We start from the raw sequence: 26,274 nt of genomic DNA, 5'->3' as shown, positions 1-26,274 counted from the left end.
ATGAAACTCATCACCTCCAAAGACAACCCGCTGTACAAGGAACTCAAGCAACTGGCCGCCAGCAGCCAGGCGCGGCGCCGCGCCGGACAGACGTTGCTGGACGGCGTGCATCTGGCGCAAGCCTGGCTGCAGCATCGGGGCGCGCCCCAGTTATACGTGGTGGCGGAAAGCGCGCAGCAGCATCCGGAAGTCGCCCCCATCCTGGCTGAATGCGAACGCAGCCGGACGCAATGCCTGGTTCTGAACGACAACCTGTATGGCGCGCTCAGCCAGGTGGAAAACGGCGTCGGCCTGCTGTTGCTGGTCGCCACGCCCCATCCCGAAGCGCCGCCGACGCTGGAGCAGTCGGCGGTGCTGCTGGACGGCTTGCAGGATCCGGGCAACCTCGGCTCGGTGCTGCGCAGCGCCGCGGCGGCCGGCATCGGCCAGATATTCTGCTCGGCCGGCACCGCCGCCGCATGGTCGCCCAAAGTCCTGCGGGCCGGCATGGGCGCGCACTTCGTGCTGGATATCTACGAGAACGCCGACCTTGAGCGCTTGTGCGCCGATAGCAAGATCCCGGTGCTGGCCACCAGTTCGCATGCGGCCCAGACCATCTACCAGTGCGATCTGGCCGGCGCGGCCGCCTGGCTGTTCGGCCATGAAGGGCAGGGCGTATCGCCGCAGTTGATGGAGATGGCTTCGCAGGAAGTGACGATTCCGCACCTGGGCCAGATGGAGTCGCTCAACGTGGCGGCGGCGGCGGCCGTGTGCTTTTTTGAGCAGGTGCGGCAACGCACTGCCGGTCGCTGAGCGGGGCCATGGATTCGTTGCCCGGCGATATCCCCGGCCTGTTCGGTTTTTTCCGCGGGAACTGGCATTTCAGCCGCACCATCCGGGGCGCGCAGGATGCGCCGCAAGCCGAGGCCGATGGCGCATGTTCATTCACGGCGACGGCGGAGGCGGGGCAACTGCTGTACCGTGAACACGGCAACTTGCGCATGCTGCCATTGCAACTGCAAGGCCGGCCGATTCCCTTTACCCGTGTATTCGAATACCGGTTCGGGGAGGATGCGGTGCAGGTTTTCTTTGCCGATGGCGAGCGGGTGGGCGTGCCATACCAGCAGTATGTGTTGAAGGGACATCTCCTGGCGCCGGCGGCCGAGCATATTTGCGGGCCGGATTGCTATACGGCCGCCTACACATTGCATGGCGAAGGGCACTTCACGATGGAAACCTTCATCCGCGGCCCGAAAAAACATGCACGCCTGCTGACCGAATACCGGCGCGCCTGATATTTCCTCGCAGGCAGGAATGCTCGGCAGCGGGCGTCAGCGCGGTTCCGGCTTGATTTCCTGCAGGATCGTCGCCGCGATCTCTTCGATCGACTTGGCGGTCGACGACATCCAGCGGATGCCTTCGCGGCGCATCATCTTTTCCGCCTCATTGATTTCATAGCGGCAATTTTCCAGTGCGGCGTATTTGCTGCCGGGGCGGCGTTCATTGCGCACCTCGGCCAGGCGTTCCGGCGCGATGGTCAGGCCGAAGATCTTTTTCTTGTGCACCACCAGGCCGCTGGGGAGCTTGTCGCGTTCGAAGTCTTCCGGGATCAGCGGATAGTTGGCCGCCTTGATGCCGAACTGCATCGCCAGGTACAGGCTGGTAGGCGTCTTGCCCGAGCGCGACACGCCCACCAGGACCACATCCGCTTCCGACAGGTTCTTGTTGGACTGGCCGTCATCGTGCGCCAGCGAGAAGTTGATGGCCTCGATGCGGTTCTTGTATTCCTCCGAATCGGCGGTATTGTGGCTGCGGCCGATGGTGTGGGTGGATTTCAGCCCCAGTTCCTGCTCCAGCGGTTCGACAAAGGTCTGGAACAGGTCCATGTGCATCGCCTTGGCGTTGCGGATCACGGCCGACAGTTCGGACTTCACCAGGGTCGAAAAGACGATCGGCAGCTTGCCGTCGACCTGGGATGCCTCATTGATCTTGCGGGTGGCGTCGTGGGCCTTGTCGACGGTATCGATAAAGGGCAGGCGCACCTGCTTGAAGCGCAGCTCGAACTGGCTCAGTACCGAATGCCCGAGCGTTTCAGCGGTGATCCCGGTGCCGTCGGAAACGAAGAACACGGTGCGGTTGGCGGCAATGGCAGGCGCCGAGCGCGGGAGAGGCATGGGATCGAGCATAATGTTGTCGGAAATAAAGATAAAAAAAGGGTGCTGCGATGAACAAAAATGGTTTCACGCGGTACAATGCCCGGCAACTGATCGAGCAGCCCATCCTGAATGACCATCCATCGCCTGCGTAATTTGACCGAGTATCTTGCGATGTTTGCATTGGCAAACGTCCTCGGCGCATGCGCGCGTTGCTTCCGGTCCCTGGGTTCGTCTCTCATGCCGCCACTGTTGCCGCCATCGTCGCAGAATAACAAAAATCAACAGACGCATGCTGCGCCCGCGAAGATTTCTTATCATCAAGCTAGGGGTTGTCATGTCCAACGCAGCAAATACCCAGGGGGCAGTATACGTAGCCTCGTTTGAAACTCTTCGCATGACGGACGTCGAGTCCGTCGGCGGCAAAAACGCATCGCTGGGTGAAATGATCAGCCAGCTGGCCGGCGCGGGCGTTCGCGTGCCGGGCGGTTTTGCCACCACTGCGCAAGCCTTCCGCGATTTCCTCGAGCACAGCGCCGACGGTGGCCCGACACTGGCCAAGCGTATCGCCACGCGCCTGGAAGGGCTGGATATCGATGACGTGCGCTCGCTGGCGCAAGCCGGCGCCGACATCCGCCAATGGATTGTCGATACCCCGTTCCAGCCGCGCCTGGACCAGGAGATCCGCGCCTTCTACGACCGGCTGGTGGCCGACTCCACCAGCGAGATGTCGTTCGCCGTGCGTTCTTCCGCCACGGCGGAAGACTTGCCGGACGCCTCCTTTGCGGGCCAGCAAGAGACCTTCCTCAATGTGGTGGGCATCGACAACGTGCTGGAAGCGATGAAGCACGTGTTCGCCTCCCTGTATAACGACCGCGCGATCTCGTACCGCGTGCACAAGGGCTTCACCCACGCCGAAGTGGCACTGTCGGCCGGCGTGCAGCGCATGGTGCGTTCGGATGTGGGCGCGGCCGGCGTGATGTTTACCATCGATACCGAATCGGGCTTCAAGGATGTGGTCTTCATCACCTCCAGCTATGGCCTGGGCGAAACGGTGGTGCAGGGCGCCGTCAACCCGGACGAGTACTACGTCCACAAGCCGATGCTGGAACTGGGCAAGCAGCCGGTGATCCGCCGCAACCTCGGCTCCAAGCTGATCAAGATGGAATTCACCGGCGAAGCCAAGGCCGGCCGCTCGGTCAAGACCGTCGATGTGCCGGTCGAACTGCGCAACCGCTATTCGCTGGACGATGCCGAAGTGGTCGAGCTGGCCAAGTACGCCACCATCATCGAGAAGCACTATGGCCGCCCGATGGACATCGAATGGGGCAAGGACGGCCGCGACGGCAAGCTGTACATCCTGCAGGCCCGTCCGGAAACCGTGAAGTCGCAGCAAAAGGCAACCGACGCCCAGCAACGTTTCAAACTCAAGGGTTCCGGCACGGTGCTGGCGACCGGCCGCGCGATCGGCCAGAAGATCGGCGCCGGTCCGGTGCGCGTGATCAGCGACCCGGCCGAGATGGAACGCGTGCAGCCGGGCGACGTGCTGGTGGCCGACATGACCGACCCCAACTGGGAGCCGGTGATGAAGCGCGCCGCGGCGATCGTCACCAACCGCGGCGGCCGTACCTGCCACGCGGCGATCATCGCCCGTGAACTGGGCGTGCCGGCGGTAGTCGGCTGCGGCGACGCCACCGATGTGTTGAAGGACGGCACGCTGGTGACCGTGTCCTGCGCCGAAGGCGACGAAGGCAAGATCTATGACGGCCTGCTGGAAACCGAAATCACCGAAGTGGCGCGCGGCGAATTGCCCGAGATTCCGCTGAAGGTGATGATGAACGTGGGCAACCCGCAACTGGCGTTCGACTTCCAGTCGATCCCCAACGGCGGCGTCGGCCTGGCGCGCCTGGAATTCATCATCAACAACAACATCGGCGTGCACCCGAAGGCGATCCTGGAATACCCGAACATCGACGCCGACCTGAAGAAGGCGGTGGAATCGGTGGCGCGTGGCCACGCATCGCCCAGGGCCTTCTACGTCGACAAGCTGGCCGAAGGCATCGCCACCATCGCCGCCGCCTTCTGGCCCAAGACGGTGATCGTGCGCCTGTCCGACTTCAAGTCGAACGAGTACAAGAAGCTCATCGGCGGTTCGCGCTACGAGCCGGACGAGGAAAACCCGATGCTGGGCTTCCGCGGCGCCGCCCGCTACCTGGCGGCGGATTTTGCCGAAGCGTTCGAAATGGAATGCCTGGCCATGAAGCGCGTGCGTAACGACATGGGCCTGACCAACGTCGAAATCATGGTGCCGTTCGTGCGCACCCTGGGCCAGGCGGAGAAGGTCATCGGCCTGCTCGGCAAGAATGGCTTGAAGCGCGGCGAGAACGGCCTGCGCGTGATCATGATGTGCGAAGTGCCGTCCAACGCCATCCTGGCCGAGCAGTTCCTGGAACACTTCGACGGCTTCTCGATCGGTTCCAACGACCTGACCCAACTGACCCTGGGCCTGGACCGCGACTCCGGCATGGAACTGCTGGCGGCCGACTTCGACGAGCGCGATCCGGCCCTGCAGGCCTTGCTGACCAAGGTGATTTCGACTTGCCGCGCCAAGGGCAAGTACGTTGGCATCTGCGGCCAGGGCCCGTCGGACCACCCGGACTTTGCGCAGTGGCTGATGGACCAGGGCATCGAGTCGATCTCGCTGAACCCGGACACGGTCATCGACACCTGGCAGGCGCTGGCCGGCAAGAAGTAAGCGTATTGCGCATCGTCGCCGGCGGCCTCGGGCGCCGCCGGCAGGCGCACAATACGAGATAGACGTGAAGCAAATTCGAAGGCGCGGACAGAAATGTCCGCGCCTTTGTTTTTGCGTGCACTATTGTGGGGTAGACTGATGCCGCCCTTGTCGGAGGGAAAACCGACGCATCTTCATGGAGGAAACGCACATGACCGACTGGGCCATCTGGTTCGTGGCAGCGGGCGCACTGATTGCCGCCGAACTGTTCTCCGGGACCTTTTATCTGCTGATGATTGCCCTCGGCCTGGCAGCCGGCGGCCTGGTCGCGCTGGGCGACGCGCTGCTCGAATGGCAGTTGCTGGCGGCCGCCGCGGTCGGCATTGCCGCGGTGCTGCTGTTGCGCCGCAGCCGTTTCGGCCGCCTGCGCAAGCGCAACGCCAATGCCGATCCCAACGTCATCCTCGACATCGGCCAAACCGTGGAAGTGGCCGCCTGGGATGCGCACGGCGAGCTCCATGTGGCGCGCGTGCCTTATCGCGGCGCCCAATGGGATATTGAACTGGAAGCCGGGCACCATCCTTTGCCCGGCACATATGTCATCCGCGAAATCCGCGGCAGCCGGCTCATCGTCGCGCCGCGCTGATCCATTTTTGAACCACTGAAGGAGAACTCCATGCTGGGAAGCGTAACCCTGGTCATTTTCTTTATCGCCATCGTGTTCGTCGTGCAGACGGTCAAGGTAGTTCCGCAACAGCATGCCTGGGTGGTGGAGCGCCTGGGCAAATACCACGCCACGCTGGCGCCGGGCCTGAACATCGTGGTGCCGTTCATCGACCGCGTGGCCTACAAGCACATCCTCAAGGAAATCCCGCTGGACGTGCCGCCGCAGGTCTGCATCACCAGGGACAACACCCAGCTGCAGGTGGACGGCATCCTGTATTTCCAGATCACCGATCCGATGCGCGCGTCCTACGGCTCGTCCAATTACATCGCGGCGATTACGCAGCTGGCGCAGACCACGCTGCGTTCGGTGATCGGCAAGATGGAACTGGACAAGACCTTCGAGGAGCGCGACCACATCAATACCGCCATCGTCAGCGCCATCGACGAGTCGGCCGAGAACTGGGGCGTGAAGGTGCTGCGTTATGAGATCAAGGATCTCACCCCGCCCAAGGAAATCCTGCACGCGATGCAGGCCCAGATCACCGCCGAGCGCGAGAAGCGCGCGCTGATCGCCGCCTCCGAAGGCCGCAAGCAGGAGCAGATCAACATCGCCACCGGCGAGCGCGAAGCGGCCATCGCCAGGTCGGAAGGCGAAAAGCAGGCCTCGATTAACCGCGCCCAGGGCCAGGCCGCTGCGATCCTGGCGATTGCCGAAGCCAGCGCCGAAGCGATCCGCAAGACCGCGGCGGCGATCCAGTCGCCGGGCGGATCGGATGCGGTGAACCTGAAGGTGGCCGAGCAATACGTGACGGCTTTCGGCCAGTTGGCCAAGACCAACAATTCCATCATCGTGCCGGCCAACCTGTCCGACATGAGCGGACTGATCGCGGCAGCGCTGCAAGTGGTCAAGAGCCAGCCGAAGTGATGCTGTCGTTTGCACTATCGCGGATATCGGCCGGCAGGAGTCGGGCAACGCAGGAAGCCACGAGGTCCAGCCATATCCGCCGTATTCGCCGTATCCGTCATTTGCTGCCGGCAGCCGTGTCCATCGCATTATTTGCGGCAGGCGCATGCCTGCCGGCCCATGCCCAGTCGCAGCTGTCACAGCAGCAGCCGCAGCAGCAGGATGATGAGGCCCTGGCGGCGCGGGTGGACGGGCAGATGGGCCGCTTGCTGGCCCAATACCCGATCCCCGGCGCCAGCATCGCCATCGCCTACAAGGGGGAATTGGTCTACCAGCGCGGCTACGGCATGGCGGTGACGGAAAGCAACACGCCGGCGACGCCGCTGACGGTGTTTCGCATCGCCAGCGTCTCCAAGCCGATCACGGCGGTGGCGCTGCTCAAGCTGTTCGAGGATGAGTTGCCGCAAGCGCTGGACCGGCGCGTATTCGGCCCGGACGGCTTGCTGCCCGACGCCGCCTATCCCGAGTTCGCCGATCCGCTCGACCCGCGCGTGCTGAAAGTGACGTTGCGTGAATTGTTGCAACATACCGCGGGCTGGGGCGCGGGCGACTACGATCCGCAATACGACCTGGTCGAGATCGCGCGCACGATGAACGTGCCGGCGCCGGCCCCGGCGCGCACCGTCATCGCCTTCATGCTGAAGCACCGCTTGCTGGACGCGGCGCCCGGCACCGAAGTCCATTACAGCAATTTCGGTTACAACATCCTCGGCCGCATCATCGAACACAAGAGCGGCAAGCCTTATGCACAGGCGGTGCGCGAGCTGGTGCTGGAGCCGGCGGGTGCCGGCAGCGCGGTGATCGCGGCAGACAAGCGCATGCAGCGCGTGGCCAACGAGGCGGTTTATTACGATGACCCGCGCTGGCCGCCGGTACCCGACCAGGACGGCAGCGGCGGCACCGGCCCCGGCTCGTATTTCGGTTTCCATCTCCAGTCCATGGATGCGCACGGCGGCTGGGCGGCGACCGCGGGCGACCTGGTGCGCTTCGCCGATGCCGCCCTGGGGCGCGGCAAGTCGCCTGCGCTGCTCAAGCCGCAAACGGTGGCATTGATGATGCAGCGCAATCCGGCCATGCCGGACAATAACAATGGGCTGGGCTGGGTGGTCACCAGGATGAATGGGGTCACCATCCTCTCGCACAGCGGCGCGCTGACCACCGGCACTTATGCCTACCTGCAGGCGCGTGAAGACGGCTGGTCGTGGGCCGTGCTGTTCAATCGCCTGCCGATCGCCTATCCGCCCGAAAAGGCCGTGGCCGAGCTGCAAGCCTTCCAGGTCGCGGTACAGCGCGGCTTGATGGCGGCCATCATCGGCCGGCCGGATCCGGAGCAGGCCAGGTAAGACGGCAACTCCCCGCCAAGAAAAACGGCCCGGCCGGCATCGATGCCGGCCGGGCCGTTATCGCCATTGCCTGCGGAGCGCGCGCCGTCAGGCGTCCAGCGTCTGCCCTTTGGCCGGCGCATCCGCCATGAAGGGCAGGGTGATATCCACGCGCAGGCCGCCATCCTTGCGGTTGGCGGCGCGGATGAAACCGTTGTGGGCTTCGACGATGCGCCGCGCGATGGAGAGCCCCAGGCCATGGCCTGAGCTGTTGCTCTTGGTGCGGCTGCTGCGGAAGAACAGTTCGAAGATGCTGTTCAGTTCGTCTTCCGGCACGCCGGGGCCGCGGTCGAGAATCGATAGATGCAGCAGCTTGTTGATCTCATCGACCTGGGTATGGATTTGTACCGTGGTATCGGGCGCGGTGTGCTTGATGGCGTTGCGCAGCACGTTCTCGATGGCGCGATAGAGCAGTTCCGGATTGCCCTTGACCTCCACCGGGCAATCGATCTGGCCCTCGATATGCTTGCCGTTGGCGCTGGCCTCGAAACTGGCGTCGTTGATCATGTCGGCCAGCATCGGCTGGATTGCGATGTTTTCTTCCATCGAGCCGGGCACGTTGGCTTCCAGCCGTGACAGCGTCAGCAGCTCGCCCACCAGCTTGTCCATGCGCACGCTTTCGCGCTCGATGCGTTCCAGCGTGATCTCCAGCTTGTCCTTGTCCTGCACCCTGGCCAGGCCGATGGCGACCTGCAGCCGGGCAATCGGCGAGCGCAGCTCATGCGAGACGTCATGCAGCAAGCGGCGCTGGCTCTCCATCAGCGTGCGCAGCTTGGCGGTCATGGCGTCGAAGTCGCGCCCGAGGTCGGCCAGTTCGTCGCTGCGCGAACTCATGACAGGTTCGAGTTCCAGGTCCAGGTTGCCGGAAGCGGCCTGGGCAAAGGCGTTTTTAAGGTGGCGGATCGGGTAGGAGAAATACCAGGCCAGCAACAGGGCGAACACCATGCTGGCCAGCAGCGCCACCACGATCGGCATGCTCGGGAAGAACAAGGGCTGCGGCCCGCGCTCGCGCATGTGGCGCGGCTCGCGTCCGCCAGGTTCGGGGCCGCCAGGGCCGCCGGGACCGATGAATTCTTCGGGCGGGGCGGGGATGAACAGCAGGTAGCTATGGCCATTGGCGGCCTTCACCAGTTCGACCACGCGCCGCTCTTTTTCGGTCTTGAGCACGGCGCGCGCTTCTTCCACCAGCTTGGGCGAGACTTCGCGGCCCATCAGGTCCTTCATCTCTTCATCGACCGCATACAACTTCAGGCGATGCTCGCGGCCTTCGTTGATCAGGCTGCGCAAGGCTTCGGTGCCGCCGAACTGCAGGGTGGCGGCGGCCGAACGGATCATGAAGGAGGCCGGGGGGCTGAGGTCGATCTCGGAAGTGCGGTTATTGCGCTCCAGATTTTCGATCCAGAACAGCACGCCCACGCCGAAGGTGGCGGTGATCTGGGCGATGGCGATGAAGAAGAAGAACTTCCAGAATAACCGACCCACTTTATTCCTTGATGAACTGATAGCCCAGTCGGTAGACGGTCTGGATGCAGCTCTTGTCGCTGCCCAGCGCGGCGATCTTCTGGCGGATGCTGGAGAGATGCACGTCAATGTTGCGGTCGAAGCGGGCCAGCGGACGGCCCAGGCCTTGTTCGGACAGGTGCTGCTTGCTCACCGGCTTGCCGGCATTGCGCGCCAGCACCTCGAGCAGGTTGAATTCGCTGCTGGTCAGTTCCAGCGGGCGGCCGGACCAGGTCGCGCGGCGTTGTTCCGGCCACATCGACAAGGCGCCGACGGCCAGCGGGGAGTAGGGCGATTGCTCGGTGTTGTCGGCCGTGGCGCGGCGCAGGATGGCGCGGATGCGGGCGGCGATTTCACGGGGCGTGCAGGGCTTGGGAACGTAATCGTCAGCGCCCAGTTCAAGGCCGATGATGCGGTCGGTGTCGTCGCCCTTGGCGGTCAGCATCACCACCGGCATGCTGCTCTTGGCGCGGATGCGGCGCAAGGTGTCGACCCCGTTCAGGCGCGGCATCATCACGTCCAGCACGGCGATGGCGTATTGGCCGGTCAAGGCCTCGGCAGCGCCGGCTTCACCGTCATAGGCGACATTGACTTCAAATTTTTCCTGCTCGAGGTATTCCTTGAGCATATCGACCAGCTCGACATCGTCATCGATCAAAAGCACTTTAGACATTGCTGCATTCCATTCTTTAGTTGCCCTGCATTAATGCCGCGGGACGTCGGCAGTCGCTAATATGCCGTAAAAGGTTTTGCAGAGGTGTTTCAGAACGTCTTTACAATTGCATCTTTACATTCATTTACCCGGTGCTGGCGAACATTTTTGAGCGCCCATGCTCGGATTCCTTTATTTCAATATCGCAAGGAATGCGGCCGGCGAATATTGCCATTGCCGCATCGTTTTTGCGGGAAAAATCCCGGCGCCCGCGGCAACGAATGGGCAGCCCGACCGCGCCTGACAAAACTTTACTCCGTTTTACCCGATCGGCGCGAACTTAACATGCTGCGCTGGTGGATACTTTTGCCATATCGACGGGGGCGATGCACCGGCATCGCAAATACAAGACGGAGTCCATCATGACCATCAGCAGCGTATCGAGCAGCAATTACACCATCGCCGACCTGAGCGGGCTGGCAAGCGCCAGTTCCGCCACGTCCAGCGCCTCCACGCGCATGGACATGCCGCCGCCTCCGCCGCCGCCCGGAGGCGGCAAGGGCGGCGGCCTGCTGGGCGCCCTCAAGGATGTGCTGGAATCGCTGGGCATCGACCTGGACAGCGATGCCGCCGCCACCAGTGCCACCAGTTCCTATTCGCTCACCTCCGCAACATCGGCCGCCACCGGCAGCGTCGACACCAAGCTGGATGCCTTCCTGCAGCAACTGATGGCGGCGCTGCATGCGCAGGGCAGCGGCGAGCCGCCATCGGGCAGCGATGCCAGTTCGGACGGCAGCGATACGGCGACCGATGCGACGACCTCGACTGCCTCATCCTCCTATACGCCGGCAGGCCGTCCGCCGCCGCCGGGCGGCGGGCTTGAAGCCGATCTCAAGAACCTCATCTCCAAGCTCAGCGGCAGCGACGAGTCGGATGGCGCTTCCAGTTCCGACAGCAGCCTATCTTCATTGGAAAGCAGCTTTAGCAGCCTGCTCAGCTCGCTGGGCGTGTCCGGCGACAGCACGTCGCTATCGAGCTTCCTGCAAAGCTTGCAGAGCAAGCTGGCCGATGGCAAGAGCGCCGGCAACCTGATCGATACGACGGCGTAAAGCCGTCGTCGTCGCGGTTTGCGTTTGTCGGCCCCGTGCTAAGTTGGCCGCATGAATAATCTGGATGCGGCCAGGCTGGCGCAGTTGATGTCCCTGATGTGCGACGCCATCGCGCTGGGCGGCGCCGGCATGCATGGGCCGGCCCTGGAAAAGGTGGCCGCAGGCCTGGCCATCGAGCCGGAATTCCTCCCCCTCCTGATGCAACGCGGGCGCCTGCAAGAACAGGCTGGAGATTTCGAGGCCGCAGTCGCCAGTTACGAGGCTTGCCTGGCGCTTAGCCCGGCGCTGGCGGATGCCACGGCTGCGCGCACGCAGGCATTGCAGGCGCTGGTCGGGCAATGCGACCGCCTGCAGGCCGAATCATCTTCATCCCCATCCCTGGAGGCCGGCATCCGCAAGGCGGAAGCGCTGTTCAAGCTTGAGCTGCCGGAACTCGCGCTGGAAGCGATTGCCCCCGCAGCAGCAGCTTTCCCCGCCGATTTTTCCATCCTCAACCTGCGCGCCGATATCCTGCTCCGGCTGAATCGCCATGAGCAGGCGCTGGCCTGCTACGAGTGCCAAGGGGCGCTCGACAGCGGCGCCGACATGGCGCTGGTCCAGTTCAATCGCGGTAACGTGTTGCGCCAGATGGGGCGTTTTGGCGATGCGCTGTCGTGCTATGAACAGGCTATCTCCCGGCATCCCGGCTTTGCCGAGGCGCGCGTGGCGCGCAGCCATTTGCTGTTGATGGCGGGCCGTTACGAGGAAGGCTGGCGCGAGCATGAGGCCAGGCGCTCGATCGCGCAGATCCGCCGTGCCGACCTGCGCAGCGCCAGCCCGCCATGGCAAGCGGGGATGGAACTTGCCGGCAAGACGGTGCTGCTGTGGGCCGAACAGGGGCTGGGCGATTCGCTGCAATTTGCCCGCTATATTCCAGACGTGGCGCGGTGGGCGCAACAAGTCATCGTCTGCGTGCCGCCGGCATTGCTGCCGCTGCTGCAGCCTGCATTTCCGGCCTGCAGTTTTACCGGAAACGACAAGGCGCTGCCTCCCCACGACGTGCATGCGCCTTTGCTCAGCCTGCCGTTGCTGCTGGGCAGGCCGGATCCGGCGCAAGGCCCGCTGCCGCCCTATCTGGCTGCTGACCCGGGGCATGTGGCGCATTGGGCGGCGCGGCTGGGCCGGCGCGACGGCTTGCCGCGGCGTCCACGCATCGGCATTGCCTGGGCCGGGCGGCAATATGGCATCGTCAACCATACGCGCGACCTGGCGCTGGCGCAGCTCAAGCCGATGCTGGACGCCGGGGCCGATTTCATTTGCCTGCAGCAGTCGGTTCCGGCATCGGACAGGCAGTACGTCGATACGCTGCAAAATCTTCAGGCCTTTCCATTGCAGGATTGGAGCGATACGGCGGCGCTGCTGGCCAATCTCGATCTGGTGATCAGCGTAGACAGCGCGGTGACCCACCTGGCCGGCGCGCTGGGCATGCCGGTATGGCTGATGCTGCGGCTGGAAGGCGAATGGCGCTGGGGGCTGCAGCCCGATCGCAGCGCCTGGTATCCGCGCATGCGGCTGTTTCGCCAGCGGGAGCGCGGCAATTGGGACAATGTGCTCGAAGAGGTCGCCGCGGCCGTGCGTGCGCTTGCTGCCGGGGACAGATCAGGCAATTGACCAATGAAAACGGCTGCACCAGGCAGCCGTTATTTTTTTGCCGGAAGCGGCGGTCAGGTCAGCGCCGATGCTGTTTCATGGCGGACTGGATTTCACGCTGGCTGTCGCGCTGCTTCTCGGTCTCGCGCTTGTCGTGCTGCTTCTTGCCCTTGGCCAGGCCGATGTCGCATTTGACGCGTCCTTTGCTGTAATGCAGGTTCAATGGCACCAGGGTATAGCCGGAGCGTTCCACCTTGCCGATCAGCTTGCTGATCTCGGCCGCATTCAGCAGCAACTTGCGGGTGCGCAGGGTTTCAGGGTGCACATGGGTGGAGGTGCTGGTCAGGGCGCTGATGTGCGCGCCGAACAGGAATACCTCGCCGTTGCGCACGATCACATAGGCTTCTTTCAGTTGCACGCGGCCGGCGCGTATCGATTTGACTTCCCAACCTTGCAGGACGATGCCCGCTTCGAATCGCTCCTCGATGAAGTAATCGAAAAAGGCTTTTTTGTTGTCAACTATGCTCATCTAAGGAAAACTCGTCCCGTCGGTTTAAAATTATTACTTTGCGATTTTATCAAACGGATCACCCTCGATGGCAGTCGTACACAAAACCGTCTTGATCAACTATAGCGCGGAGCAGATGTTCAACCTGGTGGATCAGGTCGAGAACTACCCGCAATTTCTGCCCTGGTGCGGGGGAGTGGAAGTGGCCGAGCGCGGCGAACACAGCCTGACGGCCAAGCTGAAGATCAATTACCACGGGCTGAAACAGTCATTCAGCACCCAAAATACCAATGTGCGTCCCACCAGCATGACCATGCGCCTGGTGGAGGGGCCATTCAAGCATTTCGAAGGGCGCTGGCATTTCAAGCCCTTGCGCGAAGACGCCTGCAAGATCGAATTCGACATGGAGTATGAATTCTCCAGTCGACTCCTCGAAGGCGTCATCGGCCCGGTGTTCAGCATGATCGCCAACAGCTTCGTCGATTCCTTCTGCAAGCGCGCCGAACAGATATATGGCTGAGCCGACCCGTTTGCAAGTGCAGATCTGTTACGCCGGCCCCGGTTTGCAGGTCTTGAAAGAGGTCGAAGTGGACGAGGGCTGCACGATACAGCAAGCCATCATGGACAGCGGCCTGCTGCGCGAGCAGCCGGCGATCGACCTGACCGTATGCCGCGTCGGCATCTTCGGCAAGCTCAAGGCGCTGGACACGCCGCTGCGGGCGCAGGACAGGATCGAGATTTACCGCCCGCTGATCGCCGACCCCAAGGATTCACGCCGTCGCCGGGTGGCGCACAAGGCGCAGCGCTGACATGCCCCCGACCTCGCACTGGCCGGCCCCCATACGCATCGCAGGCGATGCTTGCCTGAATTTCAACGGATCCGGCCTGTTTGCCACAGGCCGGACGGCAAAACGCAACTGTCGCGCGACGCACGCAAAACTTTTCTGTATAATTCGCTTTTGCGCCTATAGGAAACACTATGCGTCTTCTCCAAAAAGCACTCACGTTCGATGACGTGCTGCTCGTCCCGGCCTTCTCGGACATCCTTCCCAAAGATACTTCGCTCACCACGCGCCTGACGCGCAACATCACGCTGAACATTCCGCTGGTCTCCGCGGCGATGGATACCGTGACGGAAGCCCGCCTGGCCATTGCCATGGCGCAAGAAGGCGGCATCGGCATCATCCACAAGAACCTGACGCCGAAGGAACAGGCGCGCGAGGTTTCCAAGGTCAAGCGTTTCGAATCTGGCGTGGTGCGCGACCCGATCACCATCCCGCCGACCATGAAGATCCGCGACGTCATCGCGCTGTCCAAGCAGCATGGCATCAGCGGTTTCCCGGTGGTCGAAGGAAAGAGCCTGCTGGGCATCATCACCAACCGCGACCTGCGCTTCGAAAAGGAGCTGGACGCCGAAGTGCGCGCCAAGATGACCCCGCGCGAGAAGCTGGTCTACGTCAAGGAAAACGGCGCCAGCGCCGATCCGGAAGAAGCCAAGCGCCTGATGAACAAGCACCGCCTGGAGCGCGTGATGGTGGTCAATGACGCGTTCGAGCTGCGCGGCCTGATCACCGTGAAAGACATCGAGAAGTCGACCGAACACCCCTTCGCCTGCAAGGACGAGCATGGCAAGCTGCGCGTGGGCGCGGCAGTCGGCGTCGGCCCGGACAATGACGAGCGCATCGAGCTGCTGGTGGCGGCCGGCGTGGACGTCCTGGTGGTCGATACCGCCCACGGCCACTCGGCCGGCGTGTTGAACCGCGTCAAGTGGGTCAAGACCAAATTCCCGCACGTCGAAGTGATCGGCGGCAACATCGCCACCGCGGCTGCCGCCAAGGCGCTGGTCGAGCATGGCGCCGATGCCGTCAAGGTGGGCATCGGTCCCGGTTCCATCTGCACCACCCGTATCGTGGCCGGCGTCGGCGTGCCGCAAATCTCGGCCATCGCCAACGTGGCCGACGCCTTGAAGGGCACCGGCGTTCCGGTCATCGCCGACGGCGGCATCCGCTTCTCGGGCGACGTCGCCAAGGCGCTGGCCGCCGGCGCATCGGCCGTGATGATGGGCAGCATGTTCGCCGGCACCGAAGAGGCGCCGGGAGAAGTGATCCTGTACCAGGGCCGCAGCTACAAGTCCTACCGCGGCATGGGTTCGCTGGGCGCGATGGCCGACGGTTCGGCCGACCGCTACTTCCAGGACGGCGACAACACCGCCGACAAGTTCGTGCCCGAAGGCATCGAAGGCCGCGTCGCCTACAAGGGCTCGGTGGTCGCGATCCTGTACCAGCTGGTGGGCGGCGTGCGCTCCTCCATGGGCTACTGCGGTTGCGGCAGCATCGACGATTTCCGCGAAAAGGCGGAGTTCGTCGAGATCACCGCGGCCGGCATGCGCGAGTCGCATGTGCACGACGTGCAGATCACCAAGGAAGCCCCGAACTACCGCGCCGAGTAATCCCCGGTGCGGCCACAGCCCGACAGTCCGCAGGCAAGATGCCGGACTGCCGGGCTGTTGAATTTTTGTCGCAGCCGTCACTGCCATTTCATCCATCAACGCAGCTATCTCCCATCGCCATGTCTACGCATTCGCACTCGAAAATTCTGATCCTCGACTTCGGTTCCCAGGTTACCCAGCTGATCGCGCGTCGCGTGCGCGAAGCCGGCGTGTTTTCCGAGGTTTTTCCGCATGACGTGAGCGACGAGTTCGTACGCAACTACGGCGCGGCCGGCGTGATCCTCTCCGGCGGCCCCAACAGCGTCACCGACGGCGACACCCCGCGCGCGCCGCAGGCGGTGTTCGAACTGGGCGTGCCGGTGCTGGGCATCTGCTACGGCATGCAGACCATGGCCCAGCAACTGGGCGGCAAGGTTGAAAACGGCAAACTGCGCGAATTCGGTTACGCCGAAGTGCGCGCGCATGGGCATACGGCCTTGCTCAAAGACATCGCCGACTTCACCACCGCCGAAGGCCACGGCATGTTGAAGGTGTGGATGAGCCACGGCGACAAGGTCAACGAAATGCCGGCCGGCTTCAAGCTGATGGCTTCCACCGGCAACTGCCCGATCGCCGGCATGGCCGATGAAGAGCGCCGTTTCTACGCCGTGCAATTCCACCCGGAAGTCACGCACACGCTGCAAGGCAAGGCCTTGCTGAGCCGCTTCGTGCTCGACATCTGCGGCTGCAAATCGGACTGGAACATGCCCGACTATATCGCCGAGGCGGTCGAATCCATCCGCCAGCAAGTCGGCAGCGATGAAGTCATCCTCGGCCTCTCGGGCGGCGTCGACAGCAGCGTGGCGGCGGCCCTGATCCACCGAGCCATCGGCGACCAACTGACCTGCGTGTTCGTCGACCACGGCCTGCTGCGCCTGGACGAAGGCAAGATGGTCATGGAAATGTTCGGCAAGAACCTGGGCGTGAAGGTGATCCACGTGGACGCCACCGACCAGTTCATGGGCCACCTGGCCGGCGTGACCGACCCCGAAGCCAAGCGCAAGATCATCGGCCGCGAGTTCGTCGAAGTGTTCCAGGCCGAATCGGGCAAGCTCAAGAGCGCCAAGTGGCTGGCCCAAGGCACGATCTACCCGGACGTGATCGAAAGCGCCGGCAAGGGCAAGAAGACCGCCCACACCATCAAGAGCCACCACAACGTCGGCGGCCTGCCGGAAACCCTGAACCTGAAGCTGCTGGAGCCGCTGCGCGAACTGTTCAAGGACGAAGTGCGCGAACTGGGCGTGGCGCTGGGCCTGCCGCCGGAGATGGTGTACCGCCACCCGTTCCCGGGCCCCGGCCTGGGCGTGCGCATCCTGGGCGAAGTGAAGAAGGAATACGCCGACCTGCTGCGCCGCGCCGATGCCATCTTCATCGAAGAGCTGCGCAACACCAAGGACGAAGACGGCCTGAGCTGGTACGAAAAGACCAGTCAGGCGTTCGCAGTCTTCCTGCCGGTCAAGTCGGTGGGCGTGATGGGCGACGGCCGCACCTACGAATACGTGGTGGCGCTGCGCGCGGTGCAGACCCAGGACTTCATGACCGCGCACTGGGCGCACCTGCCGCACGAGCTGCTGGGCCGCGTGTCCAACCGCATCATCAACGAAGTGCGCGGCCTGAACCGCGTTGTCTACGACATCTCGGGCAAGCCGCCGGCGACGATTGAGTGGGAGTGAGGAGGAATCCTACAAGCTGGCAAAAGGCTGAGAGCCGTTATCCGACCGCACAGCCGCCGCACGCGGGATTATCCCAACGCCATCGCCCCAGTGCGGCACTGGAATTGAGACGGAAAGCTGCGGAAAGCAGCCGGAGATACATCACCCGCCAAGCAGGGGAAGGCATCCCGGCGGTGTAGATGCACAACGTGTCGGAGTCGCAGTGCTGGCGCGCCCATACTTGCGGCTGACGTAGTCGGCAGAATGCGATAAAATGCATGAAACTTCAATGAGAAATCAGACATGCCTGTCGCCGCTCTATCTGCCGTTGAGCCCCTCCGAGGGGCCGCAGCTCATCTTGCGGATGAGTTGCAAGCCGGTCGTGTCTATCGACGCGAGGATCTGGCACATCTGTCCACCGCAGTGGATAGGCATCTCCGTGAGCTGGTAGCCACAGGAAAGCTGAAAAAACTTGCGCAGGGCCTCTACCACGCGCCGAAGCAGTCCAGCTTTGGCCCGCTGCCGCCAACTGATGACCAAGTGGTGGGGGGCTTTCTTCGTGACAAGGATTTTCTGGTGTTTTCACCCTCGGCCTACAACGCCGTGGGTCTTGGTACCACTCAGCTCTATAACCGCACGCTGGTCTACAACCACAAGCGCCATGGTGTTTTCCAACTTGGCAACCGGCAGTTCGACTTCCGAATGAAGCCGCGCTTCCCGAAGAAGCTGACCCCCGAGTTTCTGTATGTCGATCTGCTAAACAACCTTGAAGAGTTGGCCGAGGATCGTGATGCCGTTTTGCGCCAAGCGCGCAGCAAGCTGTCCTCGTTCGACTCAGTCCGGCTGCAGCGGGCTGCCGACAGTTTTGGCAATGTGGCGACGCGCAAGCGCCTGCGGGAGTGGATGAGTGCCTGATTTCCTGCACGCGCGGAAGGACTTTGATCAGTTGCTTGCGCTTGTCGCTGACGAGCGGGGGCTTGATCCCATGTTGGTCGAGAAGGACTACTGGATCATGCATTGCCTGTGGGGTTTGCAGGCACAGGGCTTCCAGTTCGAACTAAAAGGAGGGACGTCGCTCTCGAAGGGCTTTGGCGTCATCCACCGTTTTTCCGAGGACATCGACATCCGCATCGAGCCGCCCGCCGACATGGATGTGAAGACGGGGCGCAATCAAGACAAGCCAGCGCACGTCCTTTCGCGCCGTACGTATTACGACGAACTGGCGGCGCGTATCCGTATCCCGGGCATCGGCAGCGTTGAGCGCGACACGCAATTTGACGACGACAAGATGCGCAGCGCCGGCATCCGCTTGATCTACACGCCGCGCGTATCGGCATTGGCAGGTGTCAAGGATGGAATTTTGTTGGAGCTTGGATTTGACGACACGGCGCCCAATCGAGCTGTCACGATCTCATCATGGGCTTTCGATGTTGCCAGAGATCGAGGCGTAGACATGTTCGACAACCGTGCAGTAGCGGTACCTTGCTATGCGCCGACGCACACTTTCGTCGAGAAGCTTCAGACAATTTCCACCAAGTACCGTCGCTTGGGTGAGTCGGAGGCGTTTCCGGGCAATTTTCTGCGGCACTACTATGACGTGTACTGCCTTCTGGGTTTGGAGGAGGTGCAGGCATTCATACGGGAACCGGCCTACCAGGAGCGTAAGGCGCAGCGCTTTCGGAGCGGCGATGAGCAGGTGATTGCACGAAACCAGGCCTTTGTCTTTGCTGACGCTGTACAACGCGAGCGCTTCGCGTTGGAATACCGCAAGACGCAAGCGCTGTATTACCAGGGCCAGCCTGATTTCGATGCGCTGGTGGCTCGGATTCATCAATACATCGACGTAATGTGAGACGCCACGGACGTAGCGTATTCATTGAGGATCTTGCGCGATGCTGCACGTGCCTTATGTCCCCACCGCGATGGGAGGCCATTGCCAGATTCAAGCCTCGCGATCGGGTACTGACGCCCGCTGAGATCCACGTGTTCTTTAAGGCGCTGGAGCGGACGCCTGGCTTGCCCACGCTGCTTCTGGCGATCAGGTTCATGCTCCTTACGATGGTGCGTAAGTCGGAATTCATCCTGGCCACGTGGGAGGAGGGCGACTTCGATGCGGCGCTCTGGACAATCCCGAAAGACCGGTTGATGCCGCGTAAAATCAGGATCTGTTATTACAGGCCCCCCCGACACGCCGCCCAGCAGTGTATGTACGGCTAGTTGGCAACTTTTCGCCGCATTTCGGCCCACTCGATCAAGGCCTGCATTGACGGCCCAAGCGCATATCCCATATCGCTAAGTTCGTACTCCACCTTCGGCGGTACCTGCGGGTACACCGTTCGCCGCACGATGCCGTCTTTTTCCAACTGTTTGAGTTGCTGAGTCAGCATCTTCTGGTTGATGTCAGCAATCAGCCTCTCCAGATTGGAGAAGCGCAACGGCCCTTTTGCGGCAAACAGCTGGCAGATGATGACGATCTTCCACTTGCCCTCAAGAACCCGCAGGGCCTCCGTCGTCGCCTCGGCCCACTCCAGCCGCTTTTTGGGATCTTCGCAATTCCACTCACGCTCTAGTGACATATTCTTCTCGGTGCGTTACTTACTTTTTGGTTGGTACTTACCATTATCTCATAAGCCATCTAAAATGCATGCATCATGAGTGATTGAGGACAGAACTATGAAAATTGGAATCATCGGAACAGGGAACATTGGCGCGTCTCTGGCACGCAAGCTGAGTGCGGCAGGCCATGAAGTCCGCGTCGCCAACTCTCGCGGCCTGGATGGCGTTCGCCAGATTGCCGATGAGGTTGGCGCGCAAGCCGCAGATGTTTACGGCGCGGTCGATGGTGCCAACGTCGTCATTCTGTCGATTCCGTTCCCCGCCGTGCAGGCGCTGCCACGGAACTTGTTCGACTCGGTAGCGGCCGATGCCGTCATCATCGACACCGGCAATTACTACCCGGACATGCGCGACCCGCACATCTCCGAGATCGACGAGGGCATGCCAGAGAGCGTGTGGGTGGCCCGGCAAATCGGTCGCCCTGTCATTAAGGCGTTCAACAACGTCCTGACGTACACGCTCGCAGAACTGGGGCAGCCGGAGGGGACGCGTGGCCGTCTTGCGGCCGCTGTGGCTGGGAATGACCAGCGCGCCAAGGAAATTGTGATGGCGCTTGTGAATCAGACGGGCTTCGATGCCGTCGATGCGGGTTCACTCGAAGAATCCTGGCGGCAGCAGCCAGCGACTCCTGCGTATTGTTGCGACTTCGATGCCGACGCCATGCGCAAGGCGCTCGCCACGGCGGTTCCCGGCGTCGCCGCCCCGATCCGTGATCGGATGCTGGAGTTCTACGCCAAGCTGGGCGCCAACCCCACGCATGCCGATATCGTCGCCGCGAACCGCGCAACCAATGTTGTTGCCAACGGGCAGACAACCTGATCGGAATTTCCGCGGAGATCGCGCAGTCCATGCATGTGCCTGATGCATATCGTCCGTTCCTTTGTGTAGTCATAGATGCGGATCGCATGGGCGCACCGCGACCTTGGGTGATCGCCGTATCCGTGCGGAGAAAACGTCTTATGCACGAACCCTTGCGCTTGCGCCGCGAGCGCGGGGCGCCGGCCACCGCGGATCTCCACCAATCCTTCCTGCCCGATCCGACTCAGGGCACTGCCTTTTTGACGCCTTTCCTTTTGACGTCATCGCTGGACGAGTTTGTCAGGATGGCGCTCGTAATAAGGTGAGCAAGATGATCTGCCCGTGGCGCGAATGAGGGTAGATCGACAAGCCAGCCGAGCGCCGCCATCAAGCCGAACATGTCGTCCCCGTTCATATCGGCACGTGCCGTCCCTTCCGCCTGAGCACGTTGCAACAGGCGTGCACTCGCTGAGTGCACTGCTGCGCATGAAGCGTAAAGCGCGGAGTCCGGGTTGGTATGGGCTGCCGCCATCAGGGCGACAACGCCCCGATAGCTTTGGGCAAAGCTCATCCATTCGCGGAACCAGGACATGATCGCTGCGCCAGGTGAACCCGATTTTTCGAGTTCACCTGCTTTTTGCGTGAGCGCATCCAGATTCGTGCAGAGCAGCGCTTCGAACAAGGCTTCCCGCGACGGGAAGTGACGAAGCAGCGTCGCCAATCCGACATTGGCGCGACGGGCGATATCGCGCATCGAGGCATCGGCGCCATCCTCGATGAGAACCTCACGCGCGATCGCGAGGATGTGGCTGTAATTTTTTTTTGCGTCAGCGCGCATGGGTGTCCCTTGACAAGTGGATCATTGATCCATATATTTGGATCAATGGTTCAGATGTTGCGGATCAGGATATGGATCGATGATCCAAATGATACAGCGCCTTTGTGCCGATGGGAACAGCGGCGCTGCTTTACACCGCAAACGAAAGGTTCAAAAAGATCATGAAAAAACTGGAAGGCAAGATTGCCGTCATCACGGGCGGAAGCAGCGGGATTGGCCTGGCCACGGCCAGGCGCTTCGTGGAAGAGGGTGCGCACGTCGTGATCACTGGACGGCGAGAGACAGAGCTGAAGGAGGCCGCCGCCTCCATCAAGCGAAACGTTACGACGGTCGTCGGCGACGTGTCGCGCCTGGAAGACCTGGACCGGCTCTATGCCGTCGTGAAAGAGAAGCACGGTCACATCGACGTTCTCTTCGCGAACGCGGGCGCAGGAACGATCGCCCCGCTCGCGGTCGCGACCGAGGCCCATTTCGACCAGACCTTCGATGTGAACGTGAAGGGGATGTTCTTTACGGTGCAGAAGGCGCTTCCCCTCTTCAAGGATGGCGCTTCGATTATCCTGAACTCTTCGGTCTCCAACGTGCTCGGGCTGCCAGGGTTTACTGCTTACGCCGCGAGCAAGGCGGCTGTGCGCAACTTCGCGCGCGGCTGGGCCTTGGAATTGAAGGACCGCAAGATCCGCGTCAATTGCATGAGCCCCGGAGCAATCGACACCCCGGCCCTGGCGACGACGACGGGCCTGACTGCCGAACAGGCCGAGCAGGCAGTCGCACAGTTCACCACGCAGATCCCGATGGGCCGCAGAGGCATGCCCGAGGAAATCGCCGCAGCAGTCGCGTTCCTCGCCTCCGATGAAAGTTCTTACATCACCGGTATAGATCTTCCCGTCGATGGGGGCATGGCGCAGGCCTGACCCCGACGCGGTCCCATGGCTGGCCCACAAGTCCGGCCAGTCGTGGGGTCACATCTCTCAACCTTTGGTTTTAATTAACACAGCGCGCTCGTCAAATGGAATGGCAGGCGAGACAGCGGTGGCGGCGTTCGGCGCAGCGACTGTATCGGCCATGGCTGCTTGCGTCGTCATTTGATCGAGGAGAAACGGATATGAAAGTTGGTTTTATCGGCGCTGGCCGCATGGCGACGACCATCGGTCGCCACTTGATCGGCGCGGGCCACGAGGTCGTCCTGTCCAGTTCGCGCGGGCCGGAGGCATTTGCGGGGCGCGTCGCCGATCTGGGATCGGCCGCCAGCGCGGGATCCAGGCAGGACGCCGCGCAATGCGATGTGGTGATCCTCGCCACGAATTGGGCGGATGCGCCGGCGGCGCTCAAGGGGATCGACTGGAGCGGCCGTATCCTGGTCGACGGGACCAACGCCCATATGGGCGAGGAACCGGACACCAGCGCTGCCGGCGTCGCCAGATCGGTGGCCGCATTGAAGGGCCGCACCTCGAGCGAGACAGTCGCCGCAATGGCGCCCGGGGCCAGGCTGGTGAAATCGATCAGCAACATGCCGATGGCTTGGATACAGGATTTCTCGCCACAGAAGCCGAAGACCGTACTGTTCGTGTCGGGGGACGATCGCGATGCCAAGGCGGTCGTGGTCGAACTGATTAATTCGACGGGCCTGGTCGCGCTCGACCTCGGCTCTCTCGCCGACGGCGGTGCGATGCAACAGCTCGGCGGCCCTCTATCCGCGGTTGAATTGCACTTCGTGCGCCGGATAGTTCGCTAAGAAAAACTTGGGCCGCGTGCATTATGAGTCGGCGGATCAGTTGCCGTTGCAGAGGGATTCGGGATGAACACCCTCCAACCTGATGGTCGGGCGTGCGCGCATCCCGGCCTGTCCTGTCTCTGTGCATGTTTTTTGTGCAATCACGCGAGAATGTTTTGCAGGGCGCCGACCTGACGGGGATAATAGCCCCCACTCCCATTTTTAGAGCCCCTCATGGAAATTAAGGTCAACTTCCTCGACAAGCTGCGCCTCGAAGCCAAGTTCGACGACTTTACCGTCATCGCCGACCAGCCCATCCGCTACAAGGGCGACGGTTCGGCGCCCGGTCCCTTCGATTACTTCCTGGCTTCGTCGGCCTTGTGCGCGGCTTACTTCGTGAAGTTGTACTGCAATACGCGCAACATTTCGACCGAAAACATCCGCTTGTCGCAGAACAATATCGTCGACCCGGAAAACCGTTACCAGCAAACCTTCAAGATCCAGGTCGAGTTACCAGCCGATATCTCGGAAGCCGACCGCCGGGGCATCCTGCGTTCCATCGAGCGCTGTACCGTCAAGAAGGTGGTGCAGGAAGGCCCCGAGTTCATCATCGAAGAGGTCGAGAACCTGGATGCCGATGCGCAGGCCTTGTTGACGGTGAAGCCGGACGGCGAGGCCAGCACCTACATCCTGGGCAAGGACCTGCCGCTGGAGCAGACCATCGCCAATATGTCGGGCCTGCTGGCGAACCTGGGCATCAAGATCGAAATCGCCTCGTGGCGCAATATCATTCCCAACGTGTGGTCGCTGCATATCCGCGACGCGCACTCGCCGATGTGCTTCACCAACGGCAAGGGCGCGACCAAGGAAAGCGCGCTGGCCTCGGCGCTGGGCGAGTATATCGAGCGCATCAGCAACAACCATTTCTACGCCGGTTCCTACTGGGGCGAAGACATCGCCAACGCCCAGTTCGTGCATTACCCGAACGAGCGCTGGTTCAAGCCGGGCCGCAAGGATGCGCTGCCCAAGGAGATCCTGGATGCGTATTGCCTGGACATCTATAACCCCGATGGCGAGTTGCGTGCCTCGCACCTGGTCGATACCAACTCCGGCAATGCCGAGCGCGGCATCTGTTCGCTGCCGTACGTGCGGCAGTCGGACGGCGAAACGGTGTATTTCCCGTCCAACCTGATTGAAAACCTGTTCGTCAGCAACGGCATGAGCGCCGGCAATACGCTGGCCGAAGCGCAGGTGCAATGCCTGTCCGAAATCTTCGAGCGGGCGGTCAAGCGCGAAATCCTGGAAGGCGAAATCGCCTTGCCCGACGTGCCGCAAGAAGTGCTGGCGAAATATCCCGGCATCGTGGCCGGTATCCGGGGCCTGGAAGAGCAGGGCTTTCCGGTGCTGGTCAAGGACGCATCGCTGGGCGGGACTTATCCGGTGATGTGCGTGACATTGATGAACCCGCGCACCGGCGGCGTCTTCGCCTCGTTCGGCGCGCATCCCAGCTTCGAAGTGGCGCTGGAGCGCAGCCTGACGGAATTGCTGCAGGGACGCAGCTTCGAAGGCTTGAACGATTTGCCGCAGCCGACCTTCGAAAGCAACGCGGTGACCGAGCCCAACAACTTCGTCGAGCACTTCATCGATTCCAGCGGCATCGTGTCGTGGCGCTTTTTCAGCGCCAGGGTGGATTTCGAGTTTGTCGAATGGGACTTTTCCGGCCAGGGCGAGAACTCCAACGCCGAGGAAGCGGCGGGCTTGTTCGGCATTCTCGCGGACCTCGGCAAGGAAGCCTACATGGCGGTGTACGACCAGTTGGGCGCGACGGCCTGCCGGATTTTGGTGCCGGGGTATTCCGAGATTTATCCGATCGAGGATCTGATCTGGGACAACACCAACAAGGCGCTGCTGTTCCGCGCCGATATCCTGAACCTGCATCGCCTGGACGACGCCAGCCTGGCGGCGCTGCTCGATCGCCTGGAAAACAATGAGCTGGACGATTACTCGGACATCGCTACCTTGATCGGCATCGAGTTCGATGAAAACACCGAATGGGGACAGTTGACGGTGCTTGAGCTGAAGCTGCTGATCCGCCTGGCCCTGAAGCAGTACGAGGAGGCGCATGAGCTGGTCGGCGCCTTCCTGCAATACAACGACAACACGGTCGAGCGCGGATTGTTCTACCAGGCCTTGAACGTGGTGTTGGAAGTGCAGCTCGACGAGGAACTGGAACTGGCCGATTACGAAGCCAACTTCCGCCGCATGTTCGGCAATGAGCGGATGGATGCGGTCATCGGTTCAGTGGACGGCAGCGTGCGTTTCTACGGATTGACGCCTACCAGCATGAAGCTGGAGGGGCTGGACCGGCACCAGCGCCTGCTCGACAGCTACCGCAAGCTGCATAAGGCGCGAGCCAATGCGGCAGGCGCGAAGAACTGATTGTGCGTTTCCCGGAAACGGGCAAATAAGGCGGGCAAATAAGGCGGGCGGACAAGTCGGGCGGATAAGTCAGGCCGCCCGCTCCACGATCACATAGTGCTTGCGCACCGGTTCCACGACTTCAAAGATGCCCTTGAAGCCGCCGGGGATCACCAACGCATCTCCCGGGCCGGCCTCGGCGGCGTGGCCTTGCTCGTCGATGACGCGGCAGCGGCCTTCCAGCACGTAGAAATATTCATCCTTGTTGGGTGCGAAGGCGATGCGCCAACTGCCTTTTTCGCAAGCCCAGACGCCGGCGCTGACTTCGCCGCCGGCGTTGGTGAAATGATTCCAGGTGGTGCGTTTCGGATTGCCTTCCAGCCTGCGCTCTTCACGCGGATGGTCGTATTCAGGGGCGGGGGATTGATGGCGGAATTCGGTGATGGCAGGCATGGTCATGGCGGAAGTCATCGG

General features: G+C 62.1%; 25 protein-coding genes and 1 pseudogene. 19 read left to right on the top strand and 7 right to left on the bottom strand.

Going from position 1 to position 26,274, the window contains the following annotated elements:
• Complete coding sequence (locus tag AC07N6_RS08570; protein WP_494779886.1) at positions 1-792, top strand: TrmH family RNA methyltransferase; 792 nt, start codon at positions 1-3, stop codon at positions 790-792.
• Between the two features lie 8 nt (positions 793-800).
• Complete coding sequence (locus AC07N6_RS08565; RefSeq protein WP_494779885.1) at positions 801-1,274, top strand: DUF6314 family protein; 474 nt, start codon at positions 801-803, stop codon at positions 1,272-1,274.
• Positions 1,275-1,310: 36 nt separating this feature from the next.
• On the opposite strand, the gene ppsR is transcribed toward AC07N6_RS08565, so the two are convergent.
• Positions 1,311-2,165 carry a posphoenolpyruvate synthetase regulatory kinase/phosphorylase PpsR gene (gene ppsR / locus AC07N6_RS08560; RefSeq protein WP_494779884.1) on the bottom strand — a complete coding sequence of 285 codons (855 nt, stop codon included), beginning with the start codon at positions 2,163-2,165 and terminating at the stop codon, positions 1,311-1,313.
• Positions 2,166-2,529: 364 nt separating this feature from the next.
• Between ppsR and ppsA the strand changes: the two genes are divergently transcribed.
• The 4 genes from ppsA (at position 2,530) to AC07N6_RS08540 (ending at position 7,839) form a co-directional block, all read left to right on the top strand.
• Positions 2,530-4,887: a phosphoenolpyruvate synthase gene (gene ppsA, locus AC07N6_RS08555; protein WP_494779883.1), complete on the top strand. Its 2,358-nt coding sequence runs from the start codon at positions 2,530-2,532 to the stop codon at positions 4,885-4,887.
• A gap of 190 nt (positions 4,888-5,077) precedes the next feature.
• Positions 5,078-5,512 carry an NfeD family protein gene (locus AC07N6_RS08550; protein ID WP_494779882.1) on the top strand — a complete coding sequence of 145 codons (435 nt, stop codon included), beginning with the start codon at positions 5,078-5,080 and terminating at the stop codon, positions 5,510-5,512.
• A 30-nt stretch (positions 5,513-5,542) separates the two neighbouring features.
• Positions 5,543-6,457, top strand: coding sequence for an SPFH domain-containing protein (locus tag AC07N6_RS08545; protein WP_494779881.1), 915 nt, complete (start codon positions 5,543-5,545; stop codon positions 6,455-6,457).
• Positions 6,458-6,573: 116 nt separating this feature from the next.
• Positions 6,574-7,839: a serine hydrolase domain-containing protein gene (locus AC07N6_RS08540; RefSeq protein ID WP_494779880.1), complete on the top strand. Its 1,266-nt coding sequence runs from the start codon at positions 6,574-6,576 to the stop codon at positions 7,837-7,839.
• An 87-nt stretch (positions 7,840-7,926) separates the two neighbouring features.
• On the opposite strand, the gene AC07N6_RS08535 is transcribed toward AC07N6_RS08540, so the two are convergent.
• Both AC07N6_RS08535 and AC07N6_RS08530 read right to left on the bottom strand, forming a co-directional pair.
• A complete protein-coding gene (locus tag AC07N6_RS08535) occupies positions 7,927-9,360 on the bottom strand; it encodes an ATP-binding protein (protein WP_494779879.1) in 1,434 nt (477 codons plus the stop codon).
• Position 9,361: 1 nt separating this feature from the next.
• Positions 9,362-10,051 (bottom strand): response regulator transcription factor, encoded by a 690-nt coding sequence (locus AC07N6_RS08530; RefSeq protein WP_141915283.1) that lies wholly within the window; start codon positions 10,049-10,051, stop codon positions 9,362-9,364.
• 401 nt (positions 10,052-10,452) lie between these two features.
• On the opposite strand from AC07N6_RS08530, the gene AC07N6_RS08525 reads away from it, so the two are divergent.
• Complete coding sequence (locus AC07N6_RS08525; protein WP_494779878.1) at positions 10,453-11,139, top strand: hypothetical protein; 687 nt, start codon at positions 10,453-10,455, stop codon at positions 11,137-11,139.
• Positions 11,140-11,190: 51 nt separating this feature from the next.
• Complete coding sequence (locus AC07N6_RS08520) at positions 11,191-12,789, top strand: glycosyltransferase family 9 protein (protein ID WP_494779877.1); 1,599 nt, start codon at positions 11,191-11,193, stop codon at positions 12,787-12,789.
• Between the two features lie 58 nt (positions 12,790-12,847).
• Here AC07N6_RS08520 and smpB read toward each other — a convergent pair whose 3' ends face one another.
• On the bottom strand, positions 12,848-13,297 hold the full coding sequence (gene smpB, locus AC07N6_RS08515; RefSeq protein WP_050466870.1) for an SsrA-binding protein SmpB: 450 nt from the start codon (positions 13,295-13,297) through the stop codon (positions 12,848-12,850).
• Positions 13,298-13,364: 67 nt separating this feature from the next.
• Here smpB and AC07N6_RS08510 point away from each other — a divergent pair, with 67 nt between their 5' ends.
• The 7 genes and pseudogenes from AC07N6_RS08510 to AC07N6_RS08480 all read left to right on the top strand — a co-directional run.
• The gene (locus tag AC07N6_RS08510) at positions 13,365-13,796 is read left to right on the top strand and encodes a type II toxin-antitoxin system RatA family toxin (RefSeq protein WP_494779876.1); all 432 of its coding nucleotides are present in this window, start codon (positions 13,365-13,367) and stop codon (positions 13,794-13,796) included.
• Entirely contained in the window at positions 13,789-14,085 is a 297-nt protein-coding gene (locus AC07N6_RS08505) for an RnfH family protein (protein ID WP_494779875.1), read from the top strand. The genes AC07N6_RS08510 and AC07N6_RS08505 overlap by 8 nt, the downstream gene beginning before the upstream one ends.
• A gap of 170 nt (positions 14,086-14,255) precedes the next feature.
• A complete protein-coding gene (gene guaB / locus AC07N6_RS08500) occupies positions 14,256-15,725 on the top strand; it encodes an IMP dehydrogenase (protein ID WP_494779874.1) in 1,470 nt (489 codons plus the stop codon).
• Positions 15,726-15,844: 119 nt separating this feature from the next.
• Positions 15,845-17,437: a glutamine-hydrolyzing GMP synthase gene (guaA, locus tag AC07N6_RS08495; RefSeq protein ID WP_494779873.1), complete on the top strand. Its 1,593-nt coding sequence runs from the start codon at positions 15,845-15,847 to the stop codon at positions 17,435-17,437.
• A gap of 282 nt (positions 17,438-17,719) precedes the next feature.
• Positions 17,720-18,331 (top strand): hypothetical protein, encoded by a 612-nt coding sequence (locus AC07N6_RS08490; protein ID WP_494779872.1) that lies wholly within the window; start codon positions 17,720-17,722, stop codon positions 18,329-18,331.
• On the top strand, positions 18,324-19,268 hold the full coding sequence (locus tag AC07N6_RS08485; RefSeq protein WP_494779871.1) for a nucleotidyl transferase AbiEii/AbiGii toxin family protein: 945 nt from the start codon (positions 18,324-18,326) through the stop codon (positions 19,266-19,268). Before AC07N6_RS08490 ends, AC07N6_RS08485 begins: the two co-directional genes overlap by 8 nt.
• Positions 19,269-19,336: 68 nt before the next feature.
• Positions 19,337-19,561: pseudogene (locus AC07N6_RS08480) on the top strand (site-specific integrase); the annotation flags it as partial.
• Positions 19,562-19,629: 68 nt separating this feature from the next.
• Here the strand turns inward: AC07N6_RS08480 and AC07N6_RS08475 are convergent.
• Complete coding sequence (locus AC07N6_RS08475) at positions 19,630-19,992, bottom strand: winged helix-turn-helix transcriptional regulator (RefSeq protein ID WP_494779870.1); 363 nt, start codon at positions 19,990-19,992, stop codon at positions 19,630-19,632.
• 97 nt (positions 19,993-20,089) lie between these two features.
• Here AC07N6_RS08475 and AC07N6_RS08470 point away from each other — a divergent pair, with 97 nt between their 5' ends.
• A complete protein-coding gene (locus tag AC07N6_RS08470) occupies positions 20,090-20,851 on the top strand; it encodes an NADPH-dependent F420 reductase (RefSeq protein WP_494779869.1) in 762 nt (253 codons plus the stop codon).
• A 223-nt stretch (positions 20,852-21,074) separates the two neighbouring features.
• Here the strand turns inward: AC07N6_RS08470 and AC07N6_RS08465 are convergent, their stop codons facing one another.
• Complete coding sequence (locus tag AC07N6_RS08465) at positions 21,075-21,668, bottom strand: TetR/AcrR family transcriptional regulator (RefSeq protein ID WP_494779868.1); 594 nt, start codon at positions 21,666-21,668, stop codon at positions 21,075-21,077.
• Between the two features lie 161 nt (positions 21,669-21,829).
• Between AC07N6_RS08465 and AC07N6_RS08460 the strand changes: the two genes are divergently transcribed.
• The 3 genes from AC07N6_RS08460 (at position 21,830) to AC07N6_RS08450 (ending at position 25,821) form a co-directional block, all read left to right on the top strand.
• Positions 21,830-22,582, top strand: coding sequence for an SDR family NAD(P)-dependent oxidoreductase (locus AC07N6_RS08460; protein ID WP_494779867.1), 753 nt, complete (start codon positions 21,830-21,832; stop codon positions 22,580-22,582).
• 191 nt (positions 22,583-22,773) lie between these two features.
• Positions 22,774-23,403 (top strand): NADPH-dependent F420 reductase, encoded by a 630-nt coding sequence (locus AC07N6_RS08455; RefSeq protein WP_494779866.1) that lies wholly within the window; start codon positions 22,774-22,776, stop codon positions 23,401-23,403.
• Positions 23,404-23,616: 213 nt separating this feature from the next.
• Positions 23,617-25,821: an OsmC domain/YcaO domain-containing protein gene (locus AC07N6_RS08450; RefSeq protein WP_494779865.1), complete on the top strand. Its 2,205-nt coding sequence runs from the start codon at positions 23,617-23,619 to the stop codon at positions 25,819-25,821.
• Between the two features lie 69 nt (positions 25,822-25,890).
• On the opposite strand, the gene AC07N6_RS08445 is transcribed toward AC07N6_RS08450, so the two are convergent.
• Entirely contained in the window at positions 25,891-26,253 is a 363-nt protein-coding gene (locus tag AC07N6_RS08445; RefSeq protein ID WP_494780265.1) for a cupin domain-containing protein, read from the bottom strand.
• Positions 26,254-26,274: the final 21 nt, after the last annotated feature.

This window comes from Herbaspirillum sp. GW821-FHT09A12 (assembly GCF_059418325.1).
Note: the sequence above shows the minus strand (reverse complement) of the source record. Positions and strands in the feature narration are given on the sequence as shown.

Bases quoted from the DNA above. Each gene is read 5' to 3' on its own strand.
- AC07N6_RS08570 (WP_494779886.1), top strand. From the start codon at position 1: ATGAAACTCATCACCTCCAAAGACAACCCGCTGTACAAGGAACTCAAG.
- AC07N6_RS08565 (WP_494779885.1), top strand. From the start codon at position 801: ATGGATTCGTTGCCCGGCGATATCCCCGGCCTGTTCGGTTTTTTCCGC.
- ppsR (WP_494779884.1), bottom strand. From the start codon at position 2,165: ATGCTCGATCCCATGCCTCTCCCGCGCTCGGCGCCTGCCATTGCCGCC.
- ppsA (WP_494779883.1), top strand. From the start codon at position 2,530: ATGACGGACGTCGAGTCCGTCGGCGGCAAAAACGCATCGCTGGGTGAA.
- AC07N6_RS08550 (WP_494779882.1), top strand. From the start codon at position 5,078: ATGACCGACTGGGCCATCTGGTTCGTGGCAGCGGGCGCACTGATTGCC.
- AC07N6_RS08545 (WP_494779881.1), top strand. From the start codon at position 5,543: ATGCTGGGAAGCGTAACCCTGGTCATTTTCTTTATCGCCATCGTGTTC.
- AC07N6_RS08530 (WP_141915283.1), bottom strand. From the start codon at position 10,051: ATGTCTAAAGTGCTTTTGATCGATGACGATGTCGAGCTGGTCGATATG.
- AC07N6_RS08525 (WP_494779878.1), top strand. From the start codon at position 10,453: ATGACCATCAGCAGCGTATCGAGCAGCAATTACACCATCGCCGACCTG.
- AC07N6_RS08520 (WP_494779877.1), top strand. From the start codon at position 11,191: ATGAATAATCTGGATGCGGCCAGGCTGGCGCAGTTGATGTCCCTGATG.
- smpB (WP_050466870.1), bottom strand. From the start codon at position 13,297: ATGAGCATAGTTGACAACAAAAAAGCCTTTTTCGATTACTTCATCGAG.
- AC07N6_RS08510 (WP_494779876.1), top strand. From the start codon at position 13,365: ATGGCAGTCGTACACAAAACCGTCTTGATCAACTATAGCGCGGAGCAG.
- AC07N6_RS08505 (WP_494779875.1), top strand. From the start codon at position 13,789: ATGGCTGAGCCGACCCGTTTGCAAGTGCAGATCTGTTACGCCGGCCCC.
- guaB (WP_494779874.1), top strand. From the start codon at position 14,256: ATGCGTCTTCTCCAAAAAGCACTCACGTTCGATGACGTGCTGCTCGTC.
- guaA (WP_494779873.1), top strand. From the start codon at position 15,845: ATGTCTACGCATTCGCACTCGAAAATTCTGATCCTCGACTTCGGTTCC.
- AC07N6_RS08490 (WP_494779872.1), top strand. From the start codon at position 17,720: ATGCCTGTCGCCGCTCTATCTGCCGTTGAGCCCCTCCGAGGGGCCGCA.
- AC07N6_RS08475 (WP_494779870.1), bottom strand. From the start codon at position 19,992: ATGTCACTAGAGCGTGAGTGGAATTGCGAAGATCCCAAAAAGCGGCTG.
- AC07N6_RS08470 (WP_494779869.1), top strand. From the start codon at position 20,090: ATGAAAATTGGAATCATCGGAACAGGGAACATTGGCGCGTCTCTGGCA.
- AC07N6_RS08465 (WP_494779868.1), bottom strand. From the start codon at position 21,668: ATGCGCGCTGACGCAAAAAAAAATTACAGCCACATCCTCGCGATCGCG.
- AC07N6_RS08460 (WP_494779867.1), top strand. From the start codon at position 21,830: ATGAAAAAACTGGAAGGCAAGATTGCCGTCATCACGGGCGGAAGCAGC.
- AC07N6_RS08455 (WP_494779866.1), top strand. From the start codon at position 22,774: ATGAAAGTTGGTTTTATCGGCGCTGGCCGCATGGCGACGACCATCGGT.
- AC07N6_RS08450 (WP_494779865.1), top strand. From the start codon at position 23,617: ATGGAAATTAAGGTCAACTTCCTCGACAAGCTGCGCCTCGAAGCCAAG.
- AC07N6_RS08445 (WP_494780265.1), bottom strand. From the start codon at position 26,253: ATGCCTGCCATCACCGAATTCCGCCATCAATCCCCCGCCCCTGAATAC.